At 47.7% G+C, this 20,844-nt stretch carries 16 protein-coding genes; 12 read left to right on the plus strand and 4 right to left on the minus strand.

Translation table 11 applies throughout. From position 1 onward, the window contains the following. Window position 1: 1 nt before the first annotated feature. From ACU8YC_RS19490 to ACU8YC_RS19510, 5 genes are read left to right on the plus strand one after another with little or no spacing between them, the layout of a single operon-like run. The gene (locus ACU8YC_RS19490; RefSeq protein ID WP_151218153.1) at window positions 2-991 is read left to right on the plus strand and encodes a glycosyltransferase; all 990 of its coding nucleotides are present in this window, start codon (window positions 2-4) and stop codon (window positions 989-991) included. A 14-nt stretch (window positions 992-1,005) separates the two neighbouring features. Then, window positions 1,006-2,217: a glycosyltransferase family 4 protein gene (locus ACU8YC_RS19495; protein WP_151224223.1), complete on the plus strand. Its 1,212-nt coding sequence runs from the start codon at window positions 1,006-1,008 to the stop codon at window positions 2,215-2,217. A gap of 1 nt (window position 2,218) precedes the next feature. After that, window positions 2,219-3,331 carry a glycosyltransferase family 4 protein gene (locus tag ACU8YC_RS19500; RefSeq protein ID WP_187253078.1) on the plus strand — a complete coding sequence of 371 codons (1,113 nt, stop codon included), beginning with the start codon at window positions 2,219-2,221 and terminating at the stop codon, window positions 3,329-3,331. A 2-nt stretch (window positions 3,332-3,333) separates the two neighbouring features. Beyond that, a complete protein-coding gene (locus tag ACU8YC_RS19505) occupies window positions 3,334-3,741 on the plus strand; it encodes a hypothetical protein (RefSeq protein ID WP_151218151.1) in 408 nt (135 codons plus the stop codon). Between the two features lie 30 nt (window positions 3,742-3,771). Continuing rightward, a complete protein-coding gene (locus ACU8YC_RS19510; protein ID WP_252838678.1) occupies window positions 3,772-5,163 on the plus strand; it encodes a DUF4832 domain-containing protein in 1,392 nt (463 codons plus the stop codon). A 46-nt stretch (window positions 5,164-5,209) separates the two neighbouring features. Here ACU8YC_RS19510 and galE read toward each other — a convergent pair whose 3' ends face one another. From galE to ACU8YC_RS19525, 3 genes are all read right to left on the minus strand, one after another. After that, window positions 5,210-6,226, minus strand: a complete 1,017-nt coding sequence (galE, locus tag ACU8YC_RS19515; RefSeq protein WP_252838679.1) for a UDP-glucose 4-epimerase GalE — start codon at window positions 6,224-6,226, stop codon at window positions 5,210-5,212. 67 nt (window positions 6,227-6,293) lie between these two features. After that, window positions 6,294-7,232: a glucosamine inositolphosphorylceramide transferase family protein gene (locus ACU8YC_RS19520; RefSeq protein WP_446895662.1), complete on the minus strand. Its 939-nt coding sequence runs from the start codon at window positions 7,230-7,232 to the stop codon at window positions 6,294-6,296. Window positions 7,233-7,447: 215 nt separating this feature from the next. Next, window positions 7,448-8,083, minus strand: coding sequence for a carbonic anhydrase (locus tag ACU8YC_RS19525; protein WP_003037157.1), 636 nt, complete (start codon window positions 8,081-8,083; stop codon window positions 7,448-7,450). A 259-nt stretch (window positions 8,084-8,342) separates the two neighbouring features. Here ACU8YC_RS19525 and ACU8YC_RS19530 point away from each other — a divergent pair, with 259 nt between their 5' ends. Further along, a complete protein-coding gene (locus tag ACU8YC_RS19530) occupies window positions 8,343-8,852 on the plus strand; it encodes an anti-virulence regulator CigR family protein (RefSeq protein ID WP_286542284.1) in 510 nt (169 codons plus the stop codon). Between the two features lie 78 nt (window positions 8,853-8,930). On the opposite strand, the gene ACU8YC_RS19535 is transcribed toward ACU8YC_RS19530, so the two are convergent. Continuing rightward, on the minus strand, window positions 8,931-10,679 hold the full coding sequence (locus tag ACU8YC_RS19535; protein WP_151218146.1) for a sigma-54 interaction domain-containing protein: 1,749 nt from the start codon (window positions 10,677-10,679) through the stop codon (window positions 8,931-8,933). A 380-nt stretch (window positions 10,680-11,059) separates the two neighbouring features. Between ACU8YC_RS19535 and dpaL the strand changes: the two genes are divergently transcribed. From dpaL to ACU8YC_RS19565, 6 genes are all read left to right on the plus strand, one after another. Then, window positions 11,060-12,295 carry a diaminopropionate ammonia-lyase gene (gene dpaL / locus ACU8YC_RS19540; RefSeq protein ID WP_151218395.1) on the plus strand — a complete coding sequence of 412 codons (1,236 nt, stop codon included), beginning with the start codon at window positions 11,060-11,062 and terminating at the stop codon, window positions 12,293-12,295. 11 nt (window positions 12,296-12,306) lie between these two features. Further along, a complete protein-coding gene (locus tag ACU8YC_RS19545; protein WP_252838680.1) occupies window positions 12,307-13,491 on the plus strand; it encodes a YgeY family selenium metabolism-linked hydrolase in 1,185 nt (394 codons plus the stop codon). 66 nt (window positions 13,492-13,557) lie between these two features. Then, entirely contained in the window at window positions 13,558-15,150 is a 1,593-nt protein-coding gene (locus tag ACU8YC_RS19550) for an N-acyl-D-amino-acid deacylase family protein (RefSeq protein ID WP_446895663.1), read from the plus strand. 78 nt (window positions 15,151-15,228) lie between these two features. Then, the gene (locus ACU8YC_RS19555; protein ID WP_047358943.1) at window positions 15,229-16,515 is read left to right on the plus strand and encodes an MFS transporter; all 1,287 of its coding nucleotides are present in this window, start codon (window positions 15,229-15,231) and stop codon (window positions 16,513-16,515) included. 460 nt (window positions 16,516-16,975) lie between these two features. Further along, window positions 16,976-17,590: an acid-sensing system DNA-binding response regulator EvgA gene (gene evgA, locus ACU8YC_RS19560; RefSeq protein ID WP_151218143.1), complete on the plus strand. Its 615-nt coding sequence runs from the start codon at window positions 16,976-16,978 to the stop codon at window positions 17,588-17,590. 4 nt (window positions 17,591-17,594) lie between these two features. Then, complete coding sequence (locus ACU8YC_RS19565) at window positions 17,595-20,837, plus strand: response regulator (protein ID WP_446895664.1); 3,243 nt, start codon at window positions 17,595-17,597, stop codon at window positions 20,835-20,837. Window positions 20,838-20,844: the final 7 nt, after the last annotated feature.

Below are 20,844 nucleotides of genomic sequence, written 5' to 3' on the forward strand. Positions count from 1 at the left end.
TATGGACTATAAACCGTTTATTTCAGTGAGTATTAAAACGCTCAATGAATCTGAATGTATTGAGAAAACGATTGACAGTATCCGTAAGCAGCTTGTTGATTATCCACACAAAATTATTGTGGCCGACAGTCTTTCAACGGATAACACCCAACAGCTTGCGATCGATAAAGGGGCGACCGTAGTGTCATTAACTAACCCAAACGATCGTTGCTGCGGCGTCGGGCATCAGTTGGGTTATCTTTATAGTGAAGGGGAATATCTGTTGCTGATGGATGGCGACATGGAGTTGGAAGAGGGCTTTGTGGATCAGGCCGTCGCGTTCTTGCAGGCTGAGCCGGAATATGCAGGCGTCGCGGGAACCGTTGAAATGGACGATGCCGTTAACTATGAGTTTAAATCGCGTAAGCAGCGAATAAATAAGATTTATCCCCTGGGGGATAGCGACCATTTAGGCGGTGGCGGATTATATCGCCGCTCGGCGATAGAGAAAATTGGTTATCTTACCAACCGTAATTTGCATGCTTATGAGGAAGCCGAACTGGGTCTGCGTTTACTTGATGCGGGTTATAAATTGCGCCGTCTGAATATTCCGTATTTTATTCATACTTCGCATACCATGCCGACCTTTCAGTTGCTGAAGCACCGCTGGACAAGCGGATACTATCAGGCTCCTGGCGAGCTTCTACGCTGCGCCTGGGGAAAACCTTATTTCAGTAAAGCGTTAAAAATGGTTAAGAACGAGGCGATTTTTGCTGTTTACCTGATTGCCTTGTTCATTGCGGCAGTGACCTTCAATCTCGAGCTTTTCGATATTGCATTTCTTCCGTTGCTTGTCTTTGTTGTCTTGAAAACCGTGCAGAACCGATCGTTATTAAACGGATTACAGAGCGTAATGAATCTGGCCGTGCTTTCTGCGGGGCTTGTTAAAGGGTTGACTAAACCGATACGCGATCCGTTGACTCCGCCTGACAGTAAAATCATTCATGAATAACCAAGGCTGGCGCAATGAAAGTTTTATTAGTGAATAAGTTTTTTTTCATTAAAGGCGGCGCGGAAACGGTTTATTTTCAAGAGCGCGATATGCTGAAACAGGCCGGAGTGCAGGTTATTGATTTCTCTATGCAGCATGAGAACAATTTCCCTTCGGACTATGCGGATTATTTCGTCAACAATGTGGATTATCATAAAGAAAGTAATCTGCTGGGCGGGCTCAAAACGGCGGTTAACTTTATTCATAATTCCCAGGCCTGCAAAAAGATGCTGGCGTTATTACAAAAAGAGCGTCCGGATATTGTTCACTTTCATAATATTTACCATCAGTTAACGCCGGCATTGATTAAAGTAGCGCGCAATTTTGGCTGCAAAACGGTGCTGACCGCGCATGACTACAAGATCGTCTGTCCCGCCTATTCGATGCTGCGCGATGGCAAAGTGTGTGATTCTTGTATTACCGGGACGGTTTTCAATGCCTTCAGGTATCGTTGTCAGGAAGGTTCCGCCTCAAAAAGCTTACTGCTCTCTTTAGAGGCGACCTGGCAGTATATTGCGCAAAATTACCAGGCGCTGGATGTGATCGTTTCGCCAAGCGTCTTTTTACGCGGCGTATTGCTACGTAAGCTGCCGAACTCTCGCATTGATGTCATCGTTAATGGCGTTGATGATAGCCGTCCCTTGGGTGAGATAAGCGATGAGGGCTATATGCTTTACTTCGGTCGCCTGAGCCGTGAAAAGGGAGTGGCAACGTTGTTGGCGGCGCATCAGAAAATGCAGAATAAAGCGCCGCTGAAAATTGTGGGCCACGGCCCGTTGCACGACGAATTGGTTGCCCAATACCCGGATGTTGAGTTTTTAGGTTATGTGCAACAAGGGGAGGCTCTCGACAAACTTATCAAGCATGCGCGGGCGGTGATCCTTCCTTCTGAATGCTATGAAAACTGTTCGATGGCGATATTAGAGGCGATGTCCTTGGGCAAGCCGGTGATCGGGTCGCGCATCGGCGGCATCCCGGAACAAATTCGTGACGGTATTGAAGGGATTTTATTTGAACCTGGCAATGCGCAGGAGTTGGCAAATGGGATGGACGCCCTGGCCGACTCGCCAGAAAAGGCGCGGACTATGGGGCTGCAGGGTCGTGCGCGGTTGAGTGAGAAATATGCGTTGAGTAAACATATGGATACCCTACAGGCGCTGTATAAAGAATTGCTGAGCAGGCCATAGCATGAGTAAAAAAATAACGGTTTTTGGTACGCGTGGAATTCCTGATGTATTGGGCGGTGTGGAGACACATTGCCAAAATCTTTATCCAGCCATTAAACAGCAGTTTGACGTTGATATATGTGTGATTGCTCGCTCGCCGTATGTAAATTACAAACGTTCGATCTATAAGAAGGTCGAAACTTACGCGCTGTGGGCTCCCAAAAAGCGTTCGCTGGAAGCGATTGTCCATTCCGTTTTAGCGGCGTTCAGGACAAGTATCGACCATTCGGATATTGTGCATGTCCATGCTATTGGGCCTGGCCTTGTGATCCCATTACTACGCATGTTAGGCAAGAAGGTGGTTTTCACTCACCATGGGCCCGATTACGACCGTCAGAAGTGGGGATTCGTTGCCAAAAAAATATTGTTGCTGGGCGAACGTTGGGCAGTGCGATATGCCAACGAAGTGATTGTGATCTCTGAAGTCATTAATCAACTGATCCAGAAAAAACACGGTCGCTATGATGCGCATTTAATTCACAATGGCGTCAATGAGCCGCGGTTGCTATCTGAACAGACCATCGACAATACGCTCTCCCGCTTTGGGCTACAGCCGAAAAATTACCTTGTGGTGGTTGGGCGGTTTGTGGAAGAAAAAGGGATGCATGATGCCATCGCCGCCTATCAGTGCAGCGGTTTGACCATGCCGTTGGTGCTAATTGGCGATGCGGATCATCCAACCGAATACAGCATTCGCCTCAAAAAGCTTGCCGCAGATACACCAGGCGTTGTGATGACTGGTTTTTTACGCGGTGATGAGCTGCAGGCGGTGTTTTCGCAGGCCCGGCTGTTTGTGATGCCTTCATACCATGAAGGTTTGCCCATTGCGCTGCTGGAAGCGATGTCATTTTCTCTTCCTGCCGTCGTCAGTGATATTCCGGCAAACCTCGAAGTTCAACTTCCCGCCGAGGCCTATTTTAAGGTCGGAGATGTGGTTAGTCTTGCCGAGAAATTAACCCAGTGGGCGCCAACCCATAGTGTGGACTATCGTGTATATTTACAACACTATAACTGGCATGAAATCGCCAAAAAGACGGTTAACGTCTATCACTCAATTAATAAAGATATAGGTTAATTTTGACCAGTTATCAAAACCGTCCCCCTGTCATCGAACGATTTTATACTCATCTTGATGAGACGATTGCGCAGGAATTGACCCCTGAACAGAAAGAAGGGGTGGAAAATGCGATTCTGGCCTCGACTCTGGCTTCGCGGCATCAGATCGATATTCGGCGAAGTTTTCCCTTTTTCAGTAAGCGTTATTATCTGGTTTTTTTGTTTGGCAGAGATTTACGCCGCCAGCACCGCCAGGAATCGACCCTGTCGAGAATGTTGCTCACTTTTTTGCTGCTGATTGCCGTGCTGTTCGTCACCTGCTGCGTATTGTTGACGCTGTATATGATCAAATCCGCGTTAGGTATTGATGTGTTCCAAAATTTTCACGTAGGTATCTGGGATTGGTGGTTAAGTCTGAAAAACCACTAGCGTTAACAAACCTGTGGAGGCATTACTGCGATGAAGTGTAAATGGGTTTCTGCGCTGTTGTTAATGTCCTTTCCGTTAACGGTCATCTCCGCATTAACGACCGTAACCCCCAAAGCATTAACTGGCCCGCTGACCAATCCGGGGATCGGCGTGGCAAGTTTTCATCAGGGATACGGTGAAACGCTGGGTCTGGCTGATTACCCCAATACCGGGTTTGAATACGACCGGTTTTACTGGCAAGAACTGGAACCTGTTGAAGGTCAGTATAATTTTGCGCTGGTGGATGCTGCCTTCAAATACGCGGCGGCACATCGTCCTGCGATGAACGTCGGGTTACGGTTTATGGCGCTAGCCGACCCAGGGGACGGTTCAAAAATTCCCGACTGGCTAATTAAAAAAGGCGTGAAAGGTACGTGGACACCCGATAATAAAACATTTATTCCGGATTTAGATGACCTTCTGTTTATTGAATACAGCCAGCGTCTGCTGAACGCATTCGGAAAACGCTACGACGGTAATGAGAATCTCGCTTTTGTCGATATCGGCATGGTGGGGGCCTGGGGAGAGTGGCATAACAGCAATTTCCCTAATCTGCAGCCACTATTGGAGCGATACACCACGGCGCAGTTGGACCGCTATGTTGCAATGCATTTTTCCGCCTTCCCCTCGACCCCGAAAATTATGTTGATGAGCGGTGGACAAAGCCTGGCGAATGCGGTGGCGCGAGGGGCGGGATGGCGCGCGGACTGCTGGGGTGATCTGCGCGTATTTTCAGAAAACTGGAACCATATGGCCGATGATTACCCGCAGCGATTACTGGCAGCACAGCAGAGTTATGCAGGGTTTAACGATGCCTGGAAACGTGCGCCGGTCAGTCTGGAAATCTGTTCATATATGCAAGACTGGAAGAATACTTTTCATTATACGCGTGCCGAAGTGCAGGGTATTTTTGACTGGGCGGTCAAGCAGCACGCCAGCACCATCAACCTGAAATCGAGAACGATCCCAAGCGATTATCGACCGATTGTCGACGATGCGCTGACCAAACTGGGCTATCGGTATCGCTTAGCGTCTCTGAGTCATGAATCAGTGTGGGACGGTGGACCAACGCTGGTATTAAACAGTATCTGGTATAACGAGGGTAACGCACCGATTTATCTGCCCTACACGTTGGCATTTCGTGTGGTGGATAGCGCTAATAAGGTCGTTGCGCAGGGTAATGCGGCGGATGATATACGGCACTGGTTGCCTGGAAAGTATCAGGTCAGCTATGCGTTGCCCATCCCGGGACAACTCGCGAAAGGTCAATACGCGATTGAGGTCGCGATACTGGATAAATCCGGCGCGGCACGAATTAACTTTGCTAACGAAGGGAAGCAGAGCAGCGGCTGGTATCGCGTATCAACGATTACTGCACGCTAGCCCGTTACGACAACGAGCCTGACCGTCAGGCTCGTTACAGGGCATATCAGATGTTATAACCATTCGGGTTATTTTTTTGCCAGTTCCAGGTGTCACGCATCATTTCATCAAGGTTGTAGACCGCCTTCCAACCGAGCTCTTTGTATGCCAGTGACGGGTCAGACCAACATTCGGCAATGTCTCCGGGTCTTCTGGCGACAAACTGATAATGAATTTTGGTCTGGGCCGCTTTCTCAAACGCCTTAATCAGATCAATCACGGAATAACCGACCCCGGTACCGAGATTAATCACCTTATAGGCAGCGCCTTTGTTCTGGCAATCAAGCGCGGCTAAATGACCAGTCGCCAGATCCATGACGTGGATATAATCACGCACGCCGGTTCCGTCAGGGGTTGGATAGTCATTACCATACACCGATACGGTTTTTAGCTTACCAATCGCGACCTGGGAGATGTATGGCACCAGGTTGTTTGGGATACCGTTAGGATCTTCACCAATGCGACCCGATGGATGAGCGCCGACTGGGTTGAAATAGCGCAGGCAGGTAATGCGGAAATCAGGTTGCGCACGCGAGAAATCGGCCAGAATCTGTTCGACCATTAATTTAGAGGTGCCGTAGGGATTGGTGGTACCGCCCGTGCGTGATTGCTCGCTCAACGGCACGCTTTCCGGATTACCGTATACCGTAGCTGATGAGCTAAAAATGAACCGGTTAACGCCTGCGGCCAGCATCTCATCCAGTAAAACCAGCGTTCCTGTGACGTTGTTTTCATAGTAGGCAAGAGGTTCTTTTATCGACTCGGAAACCGATTTGAGCCCTGCAAAATGAATGACATCGGTGATGTGATGGTCGGTAAAAATGTTTTTTAAGGCCTGTCTGTCGAGAACATCGGCGATATAGACAATGGGTTCCTTTCCGGTAAGTTCCGCGACCCTGTCCAGCGATATCCGACTCGCATTTGCCAGATTATCGATGACAACGACATCATCGCCTCTTTCCAGTAGTGATAAAACAGTATGTGAACCAATATAACCTGCACCACCTGTGACAAGAATTGCCATACAGACTCCAGAAAAATGCTAGAAACCCGAACAATTTTCTACCAATGTCACCTGAGAATCCAGTGAATCAGTTGTGTTGCCGGGAAAGGTAGATGTTTCTGTATTTTACCATAAATTTATATGATAGTTTTTTTAAGATAGCCAACAGACTGAACTTATTGATTTTTGTATCATAAGCAATGAAATTATTTGAGAAATTCAGCGTATGAACACCGTCACTGTGGTTGATCGATGAATTGATTTGTTCGATCAGATTCTCATCAAAGTTAATATCGTTAAGTGTAACTAGTTCTTTGATATAGATAGATTTTCCATAAGTTTCGGGCGTGCATTCCTGGGTGAGGAAGTACATTTTATTATCGACAAGATAAGGGGTACCAGCTCCTCGATGATGATGATTACTCACCTTTAATGTAGGGGTGATCCGCTGCCACTGACCGTGAAGATGCTCTGCGGAATGAATAATTATTTTATTATCCATGGTGGTCGACAAAAGATAGCAAGTTTCATTTATTGAAAGAAAAATGTTATCTGTGACTTCGGTATCAGAGAGTAGAACTTTAATTTTCTTCCAGCGCGCAGGAAACTCTACCGACTGGAACAGGAGCACTTCTTTTCTTTCTGATGATTCCGGGATCATGAAGAGTTGATTGTTAATATTAATCAGGAAAGGGAATGACAAATGACACCTCAGGTCGTCAAATCCTTCAAGTTTCACATCATCAATTTCAGTTAGTTCACGATCAAGAATGCGGCAGCGGAGCGTGCCTTTCGAGTTGCGGAAGCTAAAAGCTTCATAAAAAACATACAGTTTGTCGTCTTTTTCAATAAGAAAAGGATCGGCCTGAAACGTATATTTCTTTTTTAACTGCTGCGCAGTAGATTTATTCAATATTTCCAGCGTGTTATCAGGAAAGAAGTGTATACCATGATCCTTAATAATCATGATATCCCACGACTCATGATAGAATAACATGTTTATTATTCTTTTTATTTTCGCTTGCATTCGTACCTGCTCCTTTTTATCGCTTGCACCATGTATGAACAGCTACTTGCGGGGCAGCTCATGAGACTTGTCGCAATGTCGCAATGTTGTATGAATGTGCGAAAACCGCGTGGTAACACCTGCGGTTATTTTAATGTTAGTAACAAGGATGTTTTTTGTCCATAGCACCAAAGTAGGTAAAAACTATCCAGAGCATCCTTGCTCCAGTGGAAGAATTACTCGAAATGCACCTGCGGGTTTTCAGCAAGGGAAACGTAGGTTTTGCTGTTTTTATCCAGGGTACGGATTTCACCGCTTTCGATGTCATATACCCAGCCGTGCAGACGAAGCGCATTATTTCGCAGTCCAACCGCGACACAAGGATGCGTTTTAATGTTGTTGAGCTGCGCGATAACGTTCTCTTCCACCATGGCGTTAACTTTATCGATTGGGTTAGCCCAGGTTTTTTTCTCGACCACGGCTTTCGCGGCATCGGCATAGTGCAGCCAGTGAGCCACAGCAGGCATCGGATCCAGAGGCTGGCTATCGGCGATGGCTTTCATTGCGCCGCAGTTGGAGTGTCCGCAGATGACGATATCCGTCACGCCAAGTGCCACAACCGCGTATTCAATAGTCGCGGATACGCCACCCGGTTCCGGGCCGAAAGAGGGGACGATATTACCGGCGTTGCGGATAACGAAAAGCTGTCCGGGGTCTTGCTGAGTAACGAGTTCTGGCACCAGGCGGCTATCGGAACAGGAGATGAAAAGCGCTTTAGGATTTTGGCTGGATGCCAGGCTGCGAAAGAGTTCCTTGCGTTGAGGGAAAATCTCTTTTTGGAAGTTGAGGAAGCCCTCAATGATATGTTGCATAGCAGTGTCTCTTTTCTCTGTTTAAGCAGGTTATGATGAAGATCACACTTTCCAGTTTAACACCAGCCGACAGAAGAGAAAGACTTTATAGCAGTTCTGCAACATCTTTGGCTAACTTTTCTCCACCGCGGCGAGGCGAATAGCGTGATGTGCGCTACGTGCTTTCCCCTTTTATGCCAATAAATCGGAGTTATAGCGATAGCCAGTATTCACGCGATACCGTACATTTTTATATGTATCCACATTTTAAGGAATCATCATGTCCAGACTTCGTGCTTTAGCAACAGCTTTAGTCGCCGTTGCCGCGATGACGATGTGCGCCACCCCAGTATTGGCCAACCCCGGTAATGGCAACGGCAATGGTAATAGTGGCAACCATGGAAATAGTGGCAACCATGGAAATAGTAGCAATCATGGTAATAGCGGGAATAAGGGCAATAGCCAGAAAAGCAGTTCGCAGGCAGAACAACGTAAAAATTATGGTAAGCCGGACCATGTTGATAGTGACATCAGCTATAACGTGGCCAGACAGTATGCCGTCAGATATGGTTTGACGGGCTATAAGTCACTGCCTCCGGGTATCGCCAAAAATCTGGCGCGAGGAAAGCCGCTTCCTCCGGGGATCGCTAAGAAAAGTGTTCCATCCTCTATGCTGAACCAATTGCCGTATTATCCAGGTTATGAATGGCAGGTTGTGGGCGACAATCTGGTGTTGATTGCACTGAGTACGGCGATTGTCACCGCGGTAATTAATGGTGTGTTTGATTAAGTATTTTCGGGCTTAATTTGCTCTGTTATACCGATGAGAAGCCCGCGTTGTGCGGGCTTCTCAGTTAATAAGGAAAGCTTACAGTCCGTACAGTTTTATTTTTCGATAGAGTGTGGCAATACTGATCCCCAGTTCTGACGCGGCCTGTTTTTTGCCCTCCACACTTGATCCAAATCGCTGGATGGCATTTTCGATGGCGTCCCTTTTCGCTTGTTTCCCTTGGTTCGCCAAAAGTCGGGGGGGCTCGGTCATCGTTGTTTTTCTGCCGTCAGCCGAGGTGAGTAAATAAGGGGGCAGATGGCTGGCATTGATACCGGCAGCTTCTCCGCGCATCACAAAAATGTATTCGATGACATTGCGTAATTCACGAATGTTACCCGGCCAGTGCCAGGCATAAAGGCGGTTAATAACGTCGTCGGGCAGCTTCTGCGGTGAACGCTGGTAACTGACCGAAAATTCATCGGCAAAATATTGTGCGAGAACAGCGATATCAGCCCGACGTTCGCGCAGGGAAGGAAGTACCAGAGGGACAACATTCAGACGATAGAATAAGTCTTCGCGAAACTGATTATTCTCCACCATCGCACTAATATTTTTGTTAGTCGCGGCAATAATGCGCACATCAATATTGATGGTGTTATTAGAACCAACGCGGGTAATTGCCTTTTCCTGCAAAACCCTGAGCAGCTTGGCCTGCAGGTGCAATGGCATATCACCGATCTCATCCAGAAACAGACTGCCGCCGTTGGCCAGTTCAAATTTCCCCATTCGTCCTTTGGGGTCTGCACCGCTAAATGCACCACGCACGTAGCCAAACAGTTCGCTTTCCAGGAGTTGCTCGGGGATTGCCGCGCAGTTAATTGTCACGAAAGGGGCGGCTTTGCGTGGGCTGTTTTGGTGAATGGCAAATGCCACGACCTCTTTACCCGAGCCGCTTTCCCCGGTGATGAGCACGCTGGCATAGCTTTTGGCAATTTTGCCAATGGTGCTTCTGAGCTGTTCCATTGAAGAAGAGTGACCAATCAGCCGCACCTGCGCGTCTGATTCATAAGGGGATGGGGTAAGGGTACTCAGGTAGTCGTATGCATCACGAAAGATGACCATAGTTAAGCGATCGTTATCCAGCGAGGAGAGCGAAATTTGTTTGCACAGTACATGGTGTTTCTGGCCTTCAAGCGTCAGCCACGCTTCTTCATCGCCATACAAGCTGTCCCCGGTTATTTCAATAGTCAGTGGTAATCCCTGAACCTCGCGGTTAAGAATACGATCGGCTGAGTGATTGGCATGCCAGATAAGACCATTGCCATCAATTGCCACAACGCCGCGGTCCATGGCATCTATCAGACGTCGAAATGCGCCGAGCGTTTCCTGCGCACGTAAACGCTCCAGACATTCAAATACCTTACTGGAGATCATCACCGCGATTTGCTCAATAAAAGTGACAAATTTATCAATCTGGCTCAATAACGTGTCACGCTGCGTCTGGGTTGAGCAAATAATGCCGATTACTCCAATCACGCGGTTGTTGAGAAAAATAGGTGCGTTCAAATCGAGCATTTCAGAACAGTAGCGGTGTTTTTCACATAACTGACAAAGCGGATGTTCGCCGGGGTTTTTGATAAGAACCGTTTCTCTGACCTGCAAAACGTGGCGGTAGATGTAGCCATTTTTTGCCACGTTCTCATTGAGCATATGCCGGTATTTACCGGTACCAGCGATGCGCATTAAAGATTCATCGATGATTTCAACGTCCGTACCGGTTATGCCAGAAATCGCGTCGGCATAATTGCATATATCATCCTGAATATTGCTGAGTACTGAAATCATGGTACTTCTCCGGCAGTGTGTCGTATTTCTCAAAGAAAATGATAAATAGGCGAACCACTACGGAAATGATTTGCGAAAAATCAATCTACTGCTTTGTTTTATTATGTTTTTTCTGTTTTATCTTCCTCGATCACACTATTTATCAACAGTGAGAATTTCTCAAATTCAGGCGATAAACTGACGCTGTAGTATTTTTAGTATCAATCATGGTGTTGCTTTAATTACTTGAAAATAAAGTCTTTATTAAAATATTCCTAAGATTTTACTCAAGGCATAAAAAACTGGTAAGCATTTTGCTCTATTGGGAATACCGATAGCGTAAATATCTCTGTATTACCTTAACTACAGGGAATGAAATACCAGGACAATGAGGTTTTATGATGCAGGAAAACTTATCATTTTTTATCAACCAGACACCGTTTACCGAACATCCGAGCGCGCCGCTGGCACCGTTTAGTCGCCAGGAACTGGTAAAAGCGTTGAATTTTCATCGGTCTATTCCGGGCTATGCGCCGACGCCGTTATATGCGCTGCCGGCTCTTGCACAAAGGCTGGGTGTTAAAAATATCTATCTCAAGGATGAGTCTCAACGTTTTGGCCTGAAAGCCTTCAAAGCGTTGGGCGGGTCCTATGCGATGGCTTGCCATATCGCTGAATTAGTCGGCAAGGATATCAGTGACCTGCCGTTTGACGTGATGACCAGCGAAGAGGTGCGCCGCGATCTACAAACCGTTACGTTTGCCACCACCACTGATGGTAACCACGGTCGCGGCGTGGCATGGATGGCGCGTCAACTGAAGCAAAAAGCGGTGGTTTACATGCCTAAAGGCTCTTCGCAGCAGCGTCTGACGTCCATCCGTAATGAAGGCGCTACCGCTGAAATCGTCGATATGAACTATGACGATGCGGTGCGTATGACCGCGGAACAGGCACAAAAACATGGCTGGATTGTGGTGCAGGATACTGCCTGGGAAGGATATGAAAAAATCCCGCAGTGGATTATGCAGGGTTACGGCACGCTAATGCTGGAAGCGATAGATCAACTGCATCAGGTTGCACCGACGCATATTTTTGTTCAGGCAGGCGTTGGTTCGTTTGCTGGAATGGTTCAGGGAATGGTGACGGCAGCCTGGGGGGAAAATCGTCCAAAAGTGATTGTCGCCGAGGCATTGATTGCCGATTGTCTTTACCGCTCCGCACGTTCTAAAGAGGGGGATGCGATCGCGGTGGGCGGTGATTTACTCACCGTGATGGCTGGTCTCGCCTGCGGTGAGGCAAATAGTATCGGCTGGAAACTGCTGCGTGATTATGCCAACGCATTTGCCTCCTGCCCTGATGAAGTTGCGGCGCTGGGTATGCGCATGCTGGGTAATCCGCTGGCGGGCGATCCGCAGATCGTATCTGGCGAGTCAGGTGCGGTCACTACCGGCCTGCTGGCGCTGCTGATGACATCGCCTGAACTGGCGCATACGCGTGAACAATTGGGGCTGGATGTGCATTCCCGGGTGTTGCTGATCAGCACCGAGGGAGATACCGACCCGCAACAATACCTGAATATTGTCTGGGGCGGTCAGTACCCGGGCATCAACAACTCGTTTCCTGATTGTGAGAAATAACGGAGAAACCCATGTTATCTGCAAACCGTATTGATGAAGTCATTAGAAACTGTCAGGCGCTAATCCAACAAAAAAGTTATTCGGGTCAGGAAGGGGATGTGGTTAATGCCATAAAAATAATGATGCAGCATTACCAGTTTGATGACATCCATGTTGATAAGTACGGCAACATAGTTGGTGGTATTGTCGGTAATCAGCCGGGGAAAACGCTGGTTCTCGATGGACATATTGATACCGTACCGGTCAACGAAGAGAAGTGGAGCCGCAATCCGTACGGCGGCGATATCGAAGATGGCAAAATTTATGGTCGCGGCACAACTGACATGAAAGGTGCCGTGGCGGCAATGATCTCCGCCGTGGGTTTTTTTGGTCAGGACAATCAACGTAATTTCGCCGGCAAAATCTACGTTGCCTGTATTGTGCATGAAGAGTGCTTTGAAGGCATTGCCGCTCGGCTGGTCAGCGAGCGCTATAAGCCGGATTACGTGATTATCGGTGAAGCTTCCGAGTTAAACCTGAAAATTGGTCAGCGTGGCCGCGCAGAAATTGTGGTCGAAACGTTCGGTAAACCTGCGCACTCCGCCAACCCGCAGGCAGGAATTAACGCGGTGTACAAAATGGCGCAATTGATCGACAAAATTCGCACAATTACACCGCCAACGCACCCAATTCTGGGGCCAGGCATCCTTGAACTTACCGACATTAAATCTTCGCCGTACCCAGGAGCTTCGGTCGTGCCAGATTACTGTCGCGCAACCTACGATCGTCGTTTGCTGGTGGGTGAAACCAAAGAAAGCGTTATTGCCCCACTGGAAAATGCGCTCGCGGAACTTACCGCACAGGATCCACAGTTTAAAGCCTGTGTTTCCTACGCGGTGGGTCAGGAGTCTTGCTATACCGGTGCCACGATTGAGGGCGAGCGCTTCTTCCCGGGTTGGGTGTATGACGAGTCCGACGAATTCGTGCAGGCCGCTCTGGCTGGCATTCGCGAGGCCGGGTTTAATCCAACTATCACGCAGTACTCATTTTGTACCAACGGCAGCCACTATGCGGGAGAAGCGGGAATCAAAACCATCGGCTTTGGTCCTTCGCGGGAAAATCTGGCCCACACCATTGATGAGTATATTGAGATCGAGCAGTTAACCGGCTCGGCCAGCGGCTATTACAGCATCATCCAGACACTCTATCGCCAATAACAATAAAGAAACCACCTCTTACCTTACAAGCGGTGTCGTAAATCGACATCGCTATGGAGAATAACGATGAAAACCATTTTCAAAAACGGAAATGTAATCGATGGGACGGGCTGCGACGGCAGAATTGCCGATGTGATGGTTGATGAAGGACGTATTGTCGCAATCGGCGAAATTGATGTTGGCGTTAATGATCAGGTTATTGATGCAACAGGTAAAATTATTTGTCCCGGTTTTATTGATACTCATACGCACTCTGACCTTTCGGCCATTATTAACCCCGCACTGTCGGCAAAAATTCGCCAGGGTATTACCACCGAGTTATTAGGGCAGGATGGTGTTGCTTTGGCACCGTTGCCTGAAGAATACATTCCGGCCTGGCGTAAAAATATCGCTGGCCTGGATGGCGATACTGACAAAATAGACTGGAAATATAAAAATACTGACGGTTACCTCAATCTGCTGGCATCGCGTCATCCGGCGACAAACCTTGCGTATTTAGTGCCACATGGCAACGTGCGTATGGAAGCCATGGGTCTGGATGGTCGTCCTTCCACTCGTGAAGATGTGGCGAAGATGTGCGAAGTCCTGGAACGGGAATTAAAAGCCGGAGCATTTGGTCTTTCAACTGGGCTTATCTATATGCCTTGCGCCTTTGGTGATACCGCCGAAATGATTGAACTATGCAAAGTGACGGCGAAATATGACGGGATCTTTGTGGTGCATCAGCGCAGTGAAGCGGACGATATTATCAACTCCACACAGGAGCTGATTGATATCGCCACAGCTACTGGCGTCTGGCTGCATATTTCGCATATGAAGGTTTGCGGTAAGAAAAACTGGGGGCTGATTGACCAGATGCTGGGCATGCTGGAACAGGCGCAGGAAGCCGGGATTCGTATCTCTTTCGACCAGTATCCCTACGTGGCGGGCAGCACGATGCTCGGCGTGATCCTACCGCCGTGGGTCCATTCGGGTGGAACGGATAAATTGCTTGAGCGCCTGGCCTCGCCTGAACTGCGCGCCAAAATGATTGACGATATTCAGCAAGGCATTCCCGGCTGGGATAACTTTATCGATTTTGCTGGGTTGGATCAGATTTTTGTCACCAGCGTGAAAACGGCAAAAAACCAGGATGCCGTCGGTCTGAACCTTGTGCAACTGGGGGAGCTACGCGGAAAAGATCCCTACAACGCCACCTTCGATCTGCTGTTTGAAGAAGAAAACGCCGTGGGGATGGTCGACTTTTACGGTACTGAAGAACATGTGATTAAGTTCCTTTGCCGCCCGGAGCAAAACGTTTGTACCGACGGTTTAATGGGTGCTGGCAAACCGCACCCGCGCGTTTTTGGCGCATTCCCTCGCGTGCTCGGTAAATATGTGCGTGAAGAGGGATGTCTGAGCTGGGAGGCGGCAATCCGTAAGATGACGGGTAAACCTGCGGAGGTATTAGGCCTGCAGGATCGCGGACTGCTGAAGGTGGGGTACGCGGCGGATATTGTGATGTTCGATCCGAACACCATTGCTGATAAGGGTACCTTTGTTGAACCTAATCAATATCCGGAAGGGATTGAAATTGTCATGGTTAATGGACGCATAGCCTTAATCAATGGCACTGAAAGTTATGCCTGTAGCGGTACGGTTATTAGAAAACAATATTAATAAATAACGCTAAACACGCATTGATTTATCGCGACCATTTATGGCCGCGGTAGATCACTACACCCTAAGGACATCACAATGAACCTACAAACATCTTTACCTTCAGGTAAACCAAAGACCTGGAAAGCAAGATATACCGTCCTGACATTGATCTGGCTGGCGTGGCTGCTCTCTTTTCTCGACAGAATGGTGATGAGCGTCTCGCTCCCTTATATCGGCAAAGATTTAAATCTGGATACGACCCAACAAGGGTTAATTATTAGCGCCTTTTTTATTGGTTATGCTGCGTTTCAAATTCCCGGCGGTTTGCTGGCGGATAAGTTTGGCTCGCGCAAAATCATGGCCATCGGTATTGCCTGGTGGTCTGTTTTCACCAGCTTGACCGGCGCCGTATTGACGCTGCCATTGATGCTGGCCGTTCGCTTCTTCTTTGGTGTTGGTGAAGGTTGCTTCCCATCGGCGTCGTGGAAGATGATATCGACCTATTTCCCGTCGAAAGAGCGTGGCCGCGCCACAGCGATTCAGTCGACGGTAAACACCTTAGGCCCAGCGCTGGCAGTAGTTGTAGCGGCAAGTATAATCGGGGCTTTTGGCTGGCACATGGTCTTTATCGTGCTGGGTATTCCGGGTCTGTTTATTGCGGCGGGCATCTACTTATTTACTCGTGATAACCCGAAAGATCACCCTGCCATTACGCAGCAGGATCTAGCGGAGCTGGCTGCTGACGAACAGGGGAGCCTACAAAACACCAGCGGTATCGCGTTTAAAGATGTGTTGAAAATGCCGGTGCTCTGGCAAATGGCAAGTATTTGGTTTTTGTTTGATATCACCTTCTGGGGGTTTTCAACCTGGCTGCCTAGCTACCTGATCACCGTTCGTGAGTTTTCTCTGGCAAAAACCGGTGTTATGGCGGCTATTCCTTTCCTGTTTGGCGCAGGTGGAACATTATTGGGCGGCTATTGCTCAGATAAATTTAAACCCCAGCGTAAAACGTTGTATGTCGTGACCTCGGTTATTGCTGCGGGTTTCCTGTATCTGACTTTCAGCGTGAGCAGTGCAGATATGGCAGTGGTGTATCAGTGTATTTCAGCCCTGTTCATGTTCTTCGCCATGGCGACATTCTGGGGCATTCTGATGGATACCATTCCCAGCAACATTATGGGACGGGCATCCGGTATCGTTAACTTTGGTGGGCAGATGGCGGGCGTTGTTTCTGCTCCGATCATCGGCTGGCTGATTCAAAGCAGCGGCGGAAGTTATAACAGTGCTTTTATCTTTATGATTGCCGCGCTGTTGTGTTCTGCCGTCGTTACGCTGACGGTGAAAAGCTCGCATGCAATAGGGGCATTGCCCAGTAAAGCCTGATTAATAGCGGCCTCCCTGTGGCACTGCTGTTCCAGAGCCGCAGGGAGTTTCTCTCTAAATTCAGCAGGTTTTCTCTATATTTGGTCGGGTATAAAATTGATTTTTAGATAGCTATTTTTCATATACGCCCCCGCAGTTCTGATGAACAATATTCCGACTATATGTTCCTGGTCATTAAGAATAAATTATAATAAATGAGCGATTTGTCCTACACGTGTAAGAATATTCCTTTATATTGTGTTAATAGTTTGATATTTAGATAGGTTCAAGGTTTAAAATTTGTAAATTACAGTGTTGCGTTTATGCCTTGATCTTCGTTTTTATAAAAAAATGAATAAAACAGACGAGTAATTATGTTAGGATTTACCTGAAAAAGCCTTATTTTCATAAATCATAACGTTGAAGGCACACCTGCTCTATAGCCATCGCCTCTCTTTATTTATCGGGATTCTTACACGCAATGAACGCGATAATCGTTGACGATCACCCATTAGCTCGCATAGCCATCCGCAATTTGCTCGACACTAATGGTATTACCGTAACCACCGAGCTTGACAGCGGGGAGCAAGTGGTTCAAACCGTTGAAAAAATGAAGCCTGAACTGCTGATTATTGATGTGGATATTCCGGGGATCAGCGGCATCGAAGTACTGGAGCAACTGCGAAAGCGACACTATGCTGGTGTAATCATTATCATTTCAGCCAAAAATGAATTTTTTTACGGCAAACGTAGCGCCGAATATGGCGCTAACGGATTTGTGAGTAAAAAAGAAGGTATGAATAATATTCTCGCCGCAATCGAAGCAGCAAAAAATGGCTATAGCTATTTCCCCTTTTCCCTTGAGCATTTCACTGGTTCATCTGTTAGCGAGCAGGATAAGCTTGATACGTTGTCAACCCAGGAAATGAGAGTGTTGCGCTATATTCTTAACGGTATGGATTACAGCACTATTGCCAGCAAAATGAACATCAGTAATAAAACAGTAAGCACCTATAAAAGTCGTTTAATGGAAAAATTAGATTGCTCATCATTAATGGAAATTTATGATTATGCGCAGAGAAATAAAATAGGATAGAGTAATGCTGGCACGCTTGTTTATTTTTTTGATGGTCATATTTACCATCGGGTTGTCTATGGGTGTAAGCTCGGCTCGGCAAGTTGAGCTAAAAAGTAACTATAATACCTCAGTACAGAATATCAGCTTGAACAAGGAAGAAACAAACTGGTTAGCGCATAAGAAAACCTTGGTTGTTGGCACCTGGTTACCGGAAGTTTCCCCCATTGTTTATCAAAATAGCGGTGAATATTATCGGGGAGTCAACGCAGACTATCTGGCGCTGATGCAAAAGATTCTCAATCTAAAAATTGTTATAAAGCAGTATGATAATGAGAAAGAAGCGTTGGCCGCACTTGCCAGTAACGACGTTGATACGTTGATAACCCAGCTTTCAAGGCGCCAGGAGATCGGCGGGCATTTATTGCGTACTTCTGCCTTGTTGACGACGTGGCCGACGTTGGTGACTTCGCTAAAAAACACCATGCTGCCGCTGACCTCCGGGCATCAGGTTAGCGTCGCGTGTGTGCGAGATTGTCCTTTTCTTGATGTTATCCAGGATGCTTTTCCTGAGGCTAAAGTTTCATTCTACGACGACGAATATCAGGCTATGGCGTCGGTAGTAAATGATGAGAACCAATATTATATTGGTAACAATATCACCAGCAGTCATTGTATCTCACGATATTTTTCGCAATCACTGGTTATTACGCACTACTTTAATCAGCAAGAACAATATAATTATTTTGTAGTAAAGGAAGACCAGCCGGTATTAAGAACTATTCTTGATAGTTTCATTACGTCAATCAGTAATGAAATCCATATGCAGGTCATGCAGAACTGGCTGAACCGCGGTAACCTTGCTTATCTGAATGCGCCTATTCCTTTCACTCATCAGGAAAAAGCGTGGCTGGAGAAAAAACACACTATTCGTATTTTGATCAACCCAGACTACCCACCGTATACTCTGGTCGATCGCAGCGGGGAGCTTCGCGGTATTCTTGGTGATTTGCTGAATATTGTTCATCTGCAAACGGGTCTCGATTTTGAACCTATTTTAGCTGATTCCAAAAGCGAACAGATGAAAATAATCAGCGGTGAAGACTGGGATATGTATCCCACCATTACGCTGACTACGCAAAATCAGCGAAACTCGACCTTTAGCGATCCGCTGATGAATGTCGCATTTGTGATGATCACTTCCCGCGAGGAAGCAGCCGACTCGCTACTGAATAAACCGATCCGTATTGCGTTGCCCGCCGGACATGCATTGGAAAGTGATTTGAGACAACGCTATCCCCAGGCCACCTGGGTGGATGCTGATACAGGCAGCGTCGCGATGTCTATGCTCAGGGAGGGTAAGGTTGACGCGGCGATCGCTACCGAATTGTCGGCAAGGTACATGGTCGATCATTACTACCAGAAAAATATGCACTTTTTTAGGCTTCCGGATATGCCTGGCGCCTCCGTGAGCTTTGCAGTTTCTCCCCGCGAGCCCATGTTGAAGTCTGTTATGGATAAAGCGCTCCAGGCCATTCCGCCGCGTGAGATTTTGCAGATGACGGAGAAGTGGTCGAAAATTTCTAATACGCAGGTCGATATCTGGAGTCGATATAGCAAACAGTTCTATCAACTGGTGGTGTTTGCGCTTTTGCTGATAGCGGTTAGCCTGATCTGGGGGATTTCACTCTCTCGTGAGGTAAATAAAAGAAAACAATCTCAGCGGCTATTGGAAGAACAACTTCATCTCAAAGAGGCTTTATCTCAAGAGCTGGAGATCGAAAAGAACAAAGCGATTGAAGCGACCAAGGCCAAAAGCCGTTTTCTTGCGAGCATGAGCCATGAATTGCGTACCCCAGTAAGCTCTATTGTTGGCTTTCTGGAATTACTGTCGAGTTCAGAACTCAGTCCGGCGCAGCGAAAAGAGGCGATTGCCCTTACCGGGGCGACGGCTCAGTCCTTGCTTGGGCTGATCGGTAAGATTCTGGACGTGGATAAGATTGAGTCTGGTAAATACCAGGTTGTTCCTCAATGGACGGATCTCTCACAGCTCCTTGCATTGCAGTGCCACTCTTTTGATGCTTTAGCCAGACAGAAAGGCATAACGCTTGCTTGCACGAGCCAATTGCCGGCAAACGAGCGGGTATTTGTCGACCAACAGGCTTTGCGGCAAATTATTACCAACCTCGTGGGCAATGCGCTGAAGTTTACCGAACAGGGGAGTATTCATGTGACGGCCCGTTTGACGCCTGACGAGGAGAATCACGGTACCCTGATCATCACCATTAGCGACACAGGTTGCGGGATTAGCGAAGAGGAGCAGGCTGGGCTGTTTCATCGTTACGCTCAAGGGTGTTGCGGACGTCAGCAAACGGGGTCTGGTCTGGGATTATTTATCTGCAAAGAGCTGGTGACGCTGATGGGCGGCACGCTGGAGCTGATGAGTATCCCGTCGCAAGGAACCACGTTTACCATAACGCTGCCGGTCGAGACTGCCCGCCAGTCGGTTGTACCGGATGGCGACACGCCAGGTACTCTGTTGCCGCTGCCGTGTCTGTCTATTTTGATAGCCGATGACAACCCAACTAATCGCCTGCTGCTTAAGCGACAGCTGAACACCATTGGTTACAGTGTGGATGAAGCCTGTGATGGTGAGGAAGCTGAAGCCAAACTGGCTAAAAAATCATACGATCTGTTGATAACTGATGTGAATATGCCGAAGAAGGACGGGTTTGATCTCGCGGCTTCGCTACGTCAGCAGCAGCCCCATTTACAAATCTGGGGGCTGACGGCAAGTGCACTTCCGCAGTCTCGCGATCGATGTCTGCAAAACGGAATGAATTTATGTCTGTTTAAGCCCGTGTCTATTCAGACCCTGACGCATGAATTGAGTAAAATCGAAACCGGTTATTCGTCTCCTGGTGCAATCCGACATCTGAAATTCAATGTCTTGACGGAAAATACCGGCGGCGATCGCACGTTAATGAACGAGATACTCGAAACATTTCGTGAGGCCACGCTCAGCGATCTACAGGCGGCAGAGAAAGCCGTTAGGGAAGATGAACCTCAGCTGTTTTTGCGCGCCCTGCACCGGCTGCATGGTTCAGCGCAAATTCTGGGGATTACCGCGCTTCAGACGCTATGCAAACCTTTTGAATCTATGCGACATGAGGATATTCCTCTGGCGGTATGTCAGGAAGCATTACAAAAGATTGTTGCTGTGATGCGGGAAATTGAGATTGAGATCGACAGTCTGATTAGCCATTAACCCTCCC

The sequence above is a fragment of the Citrobacter sp. VF227 genome, from assembly GCF_052950715.1.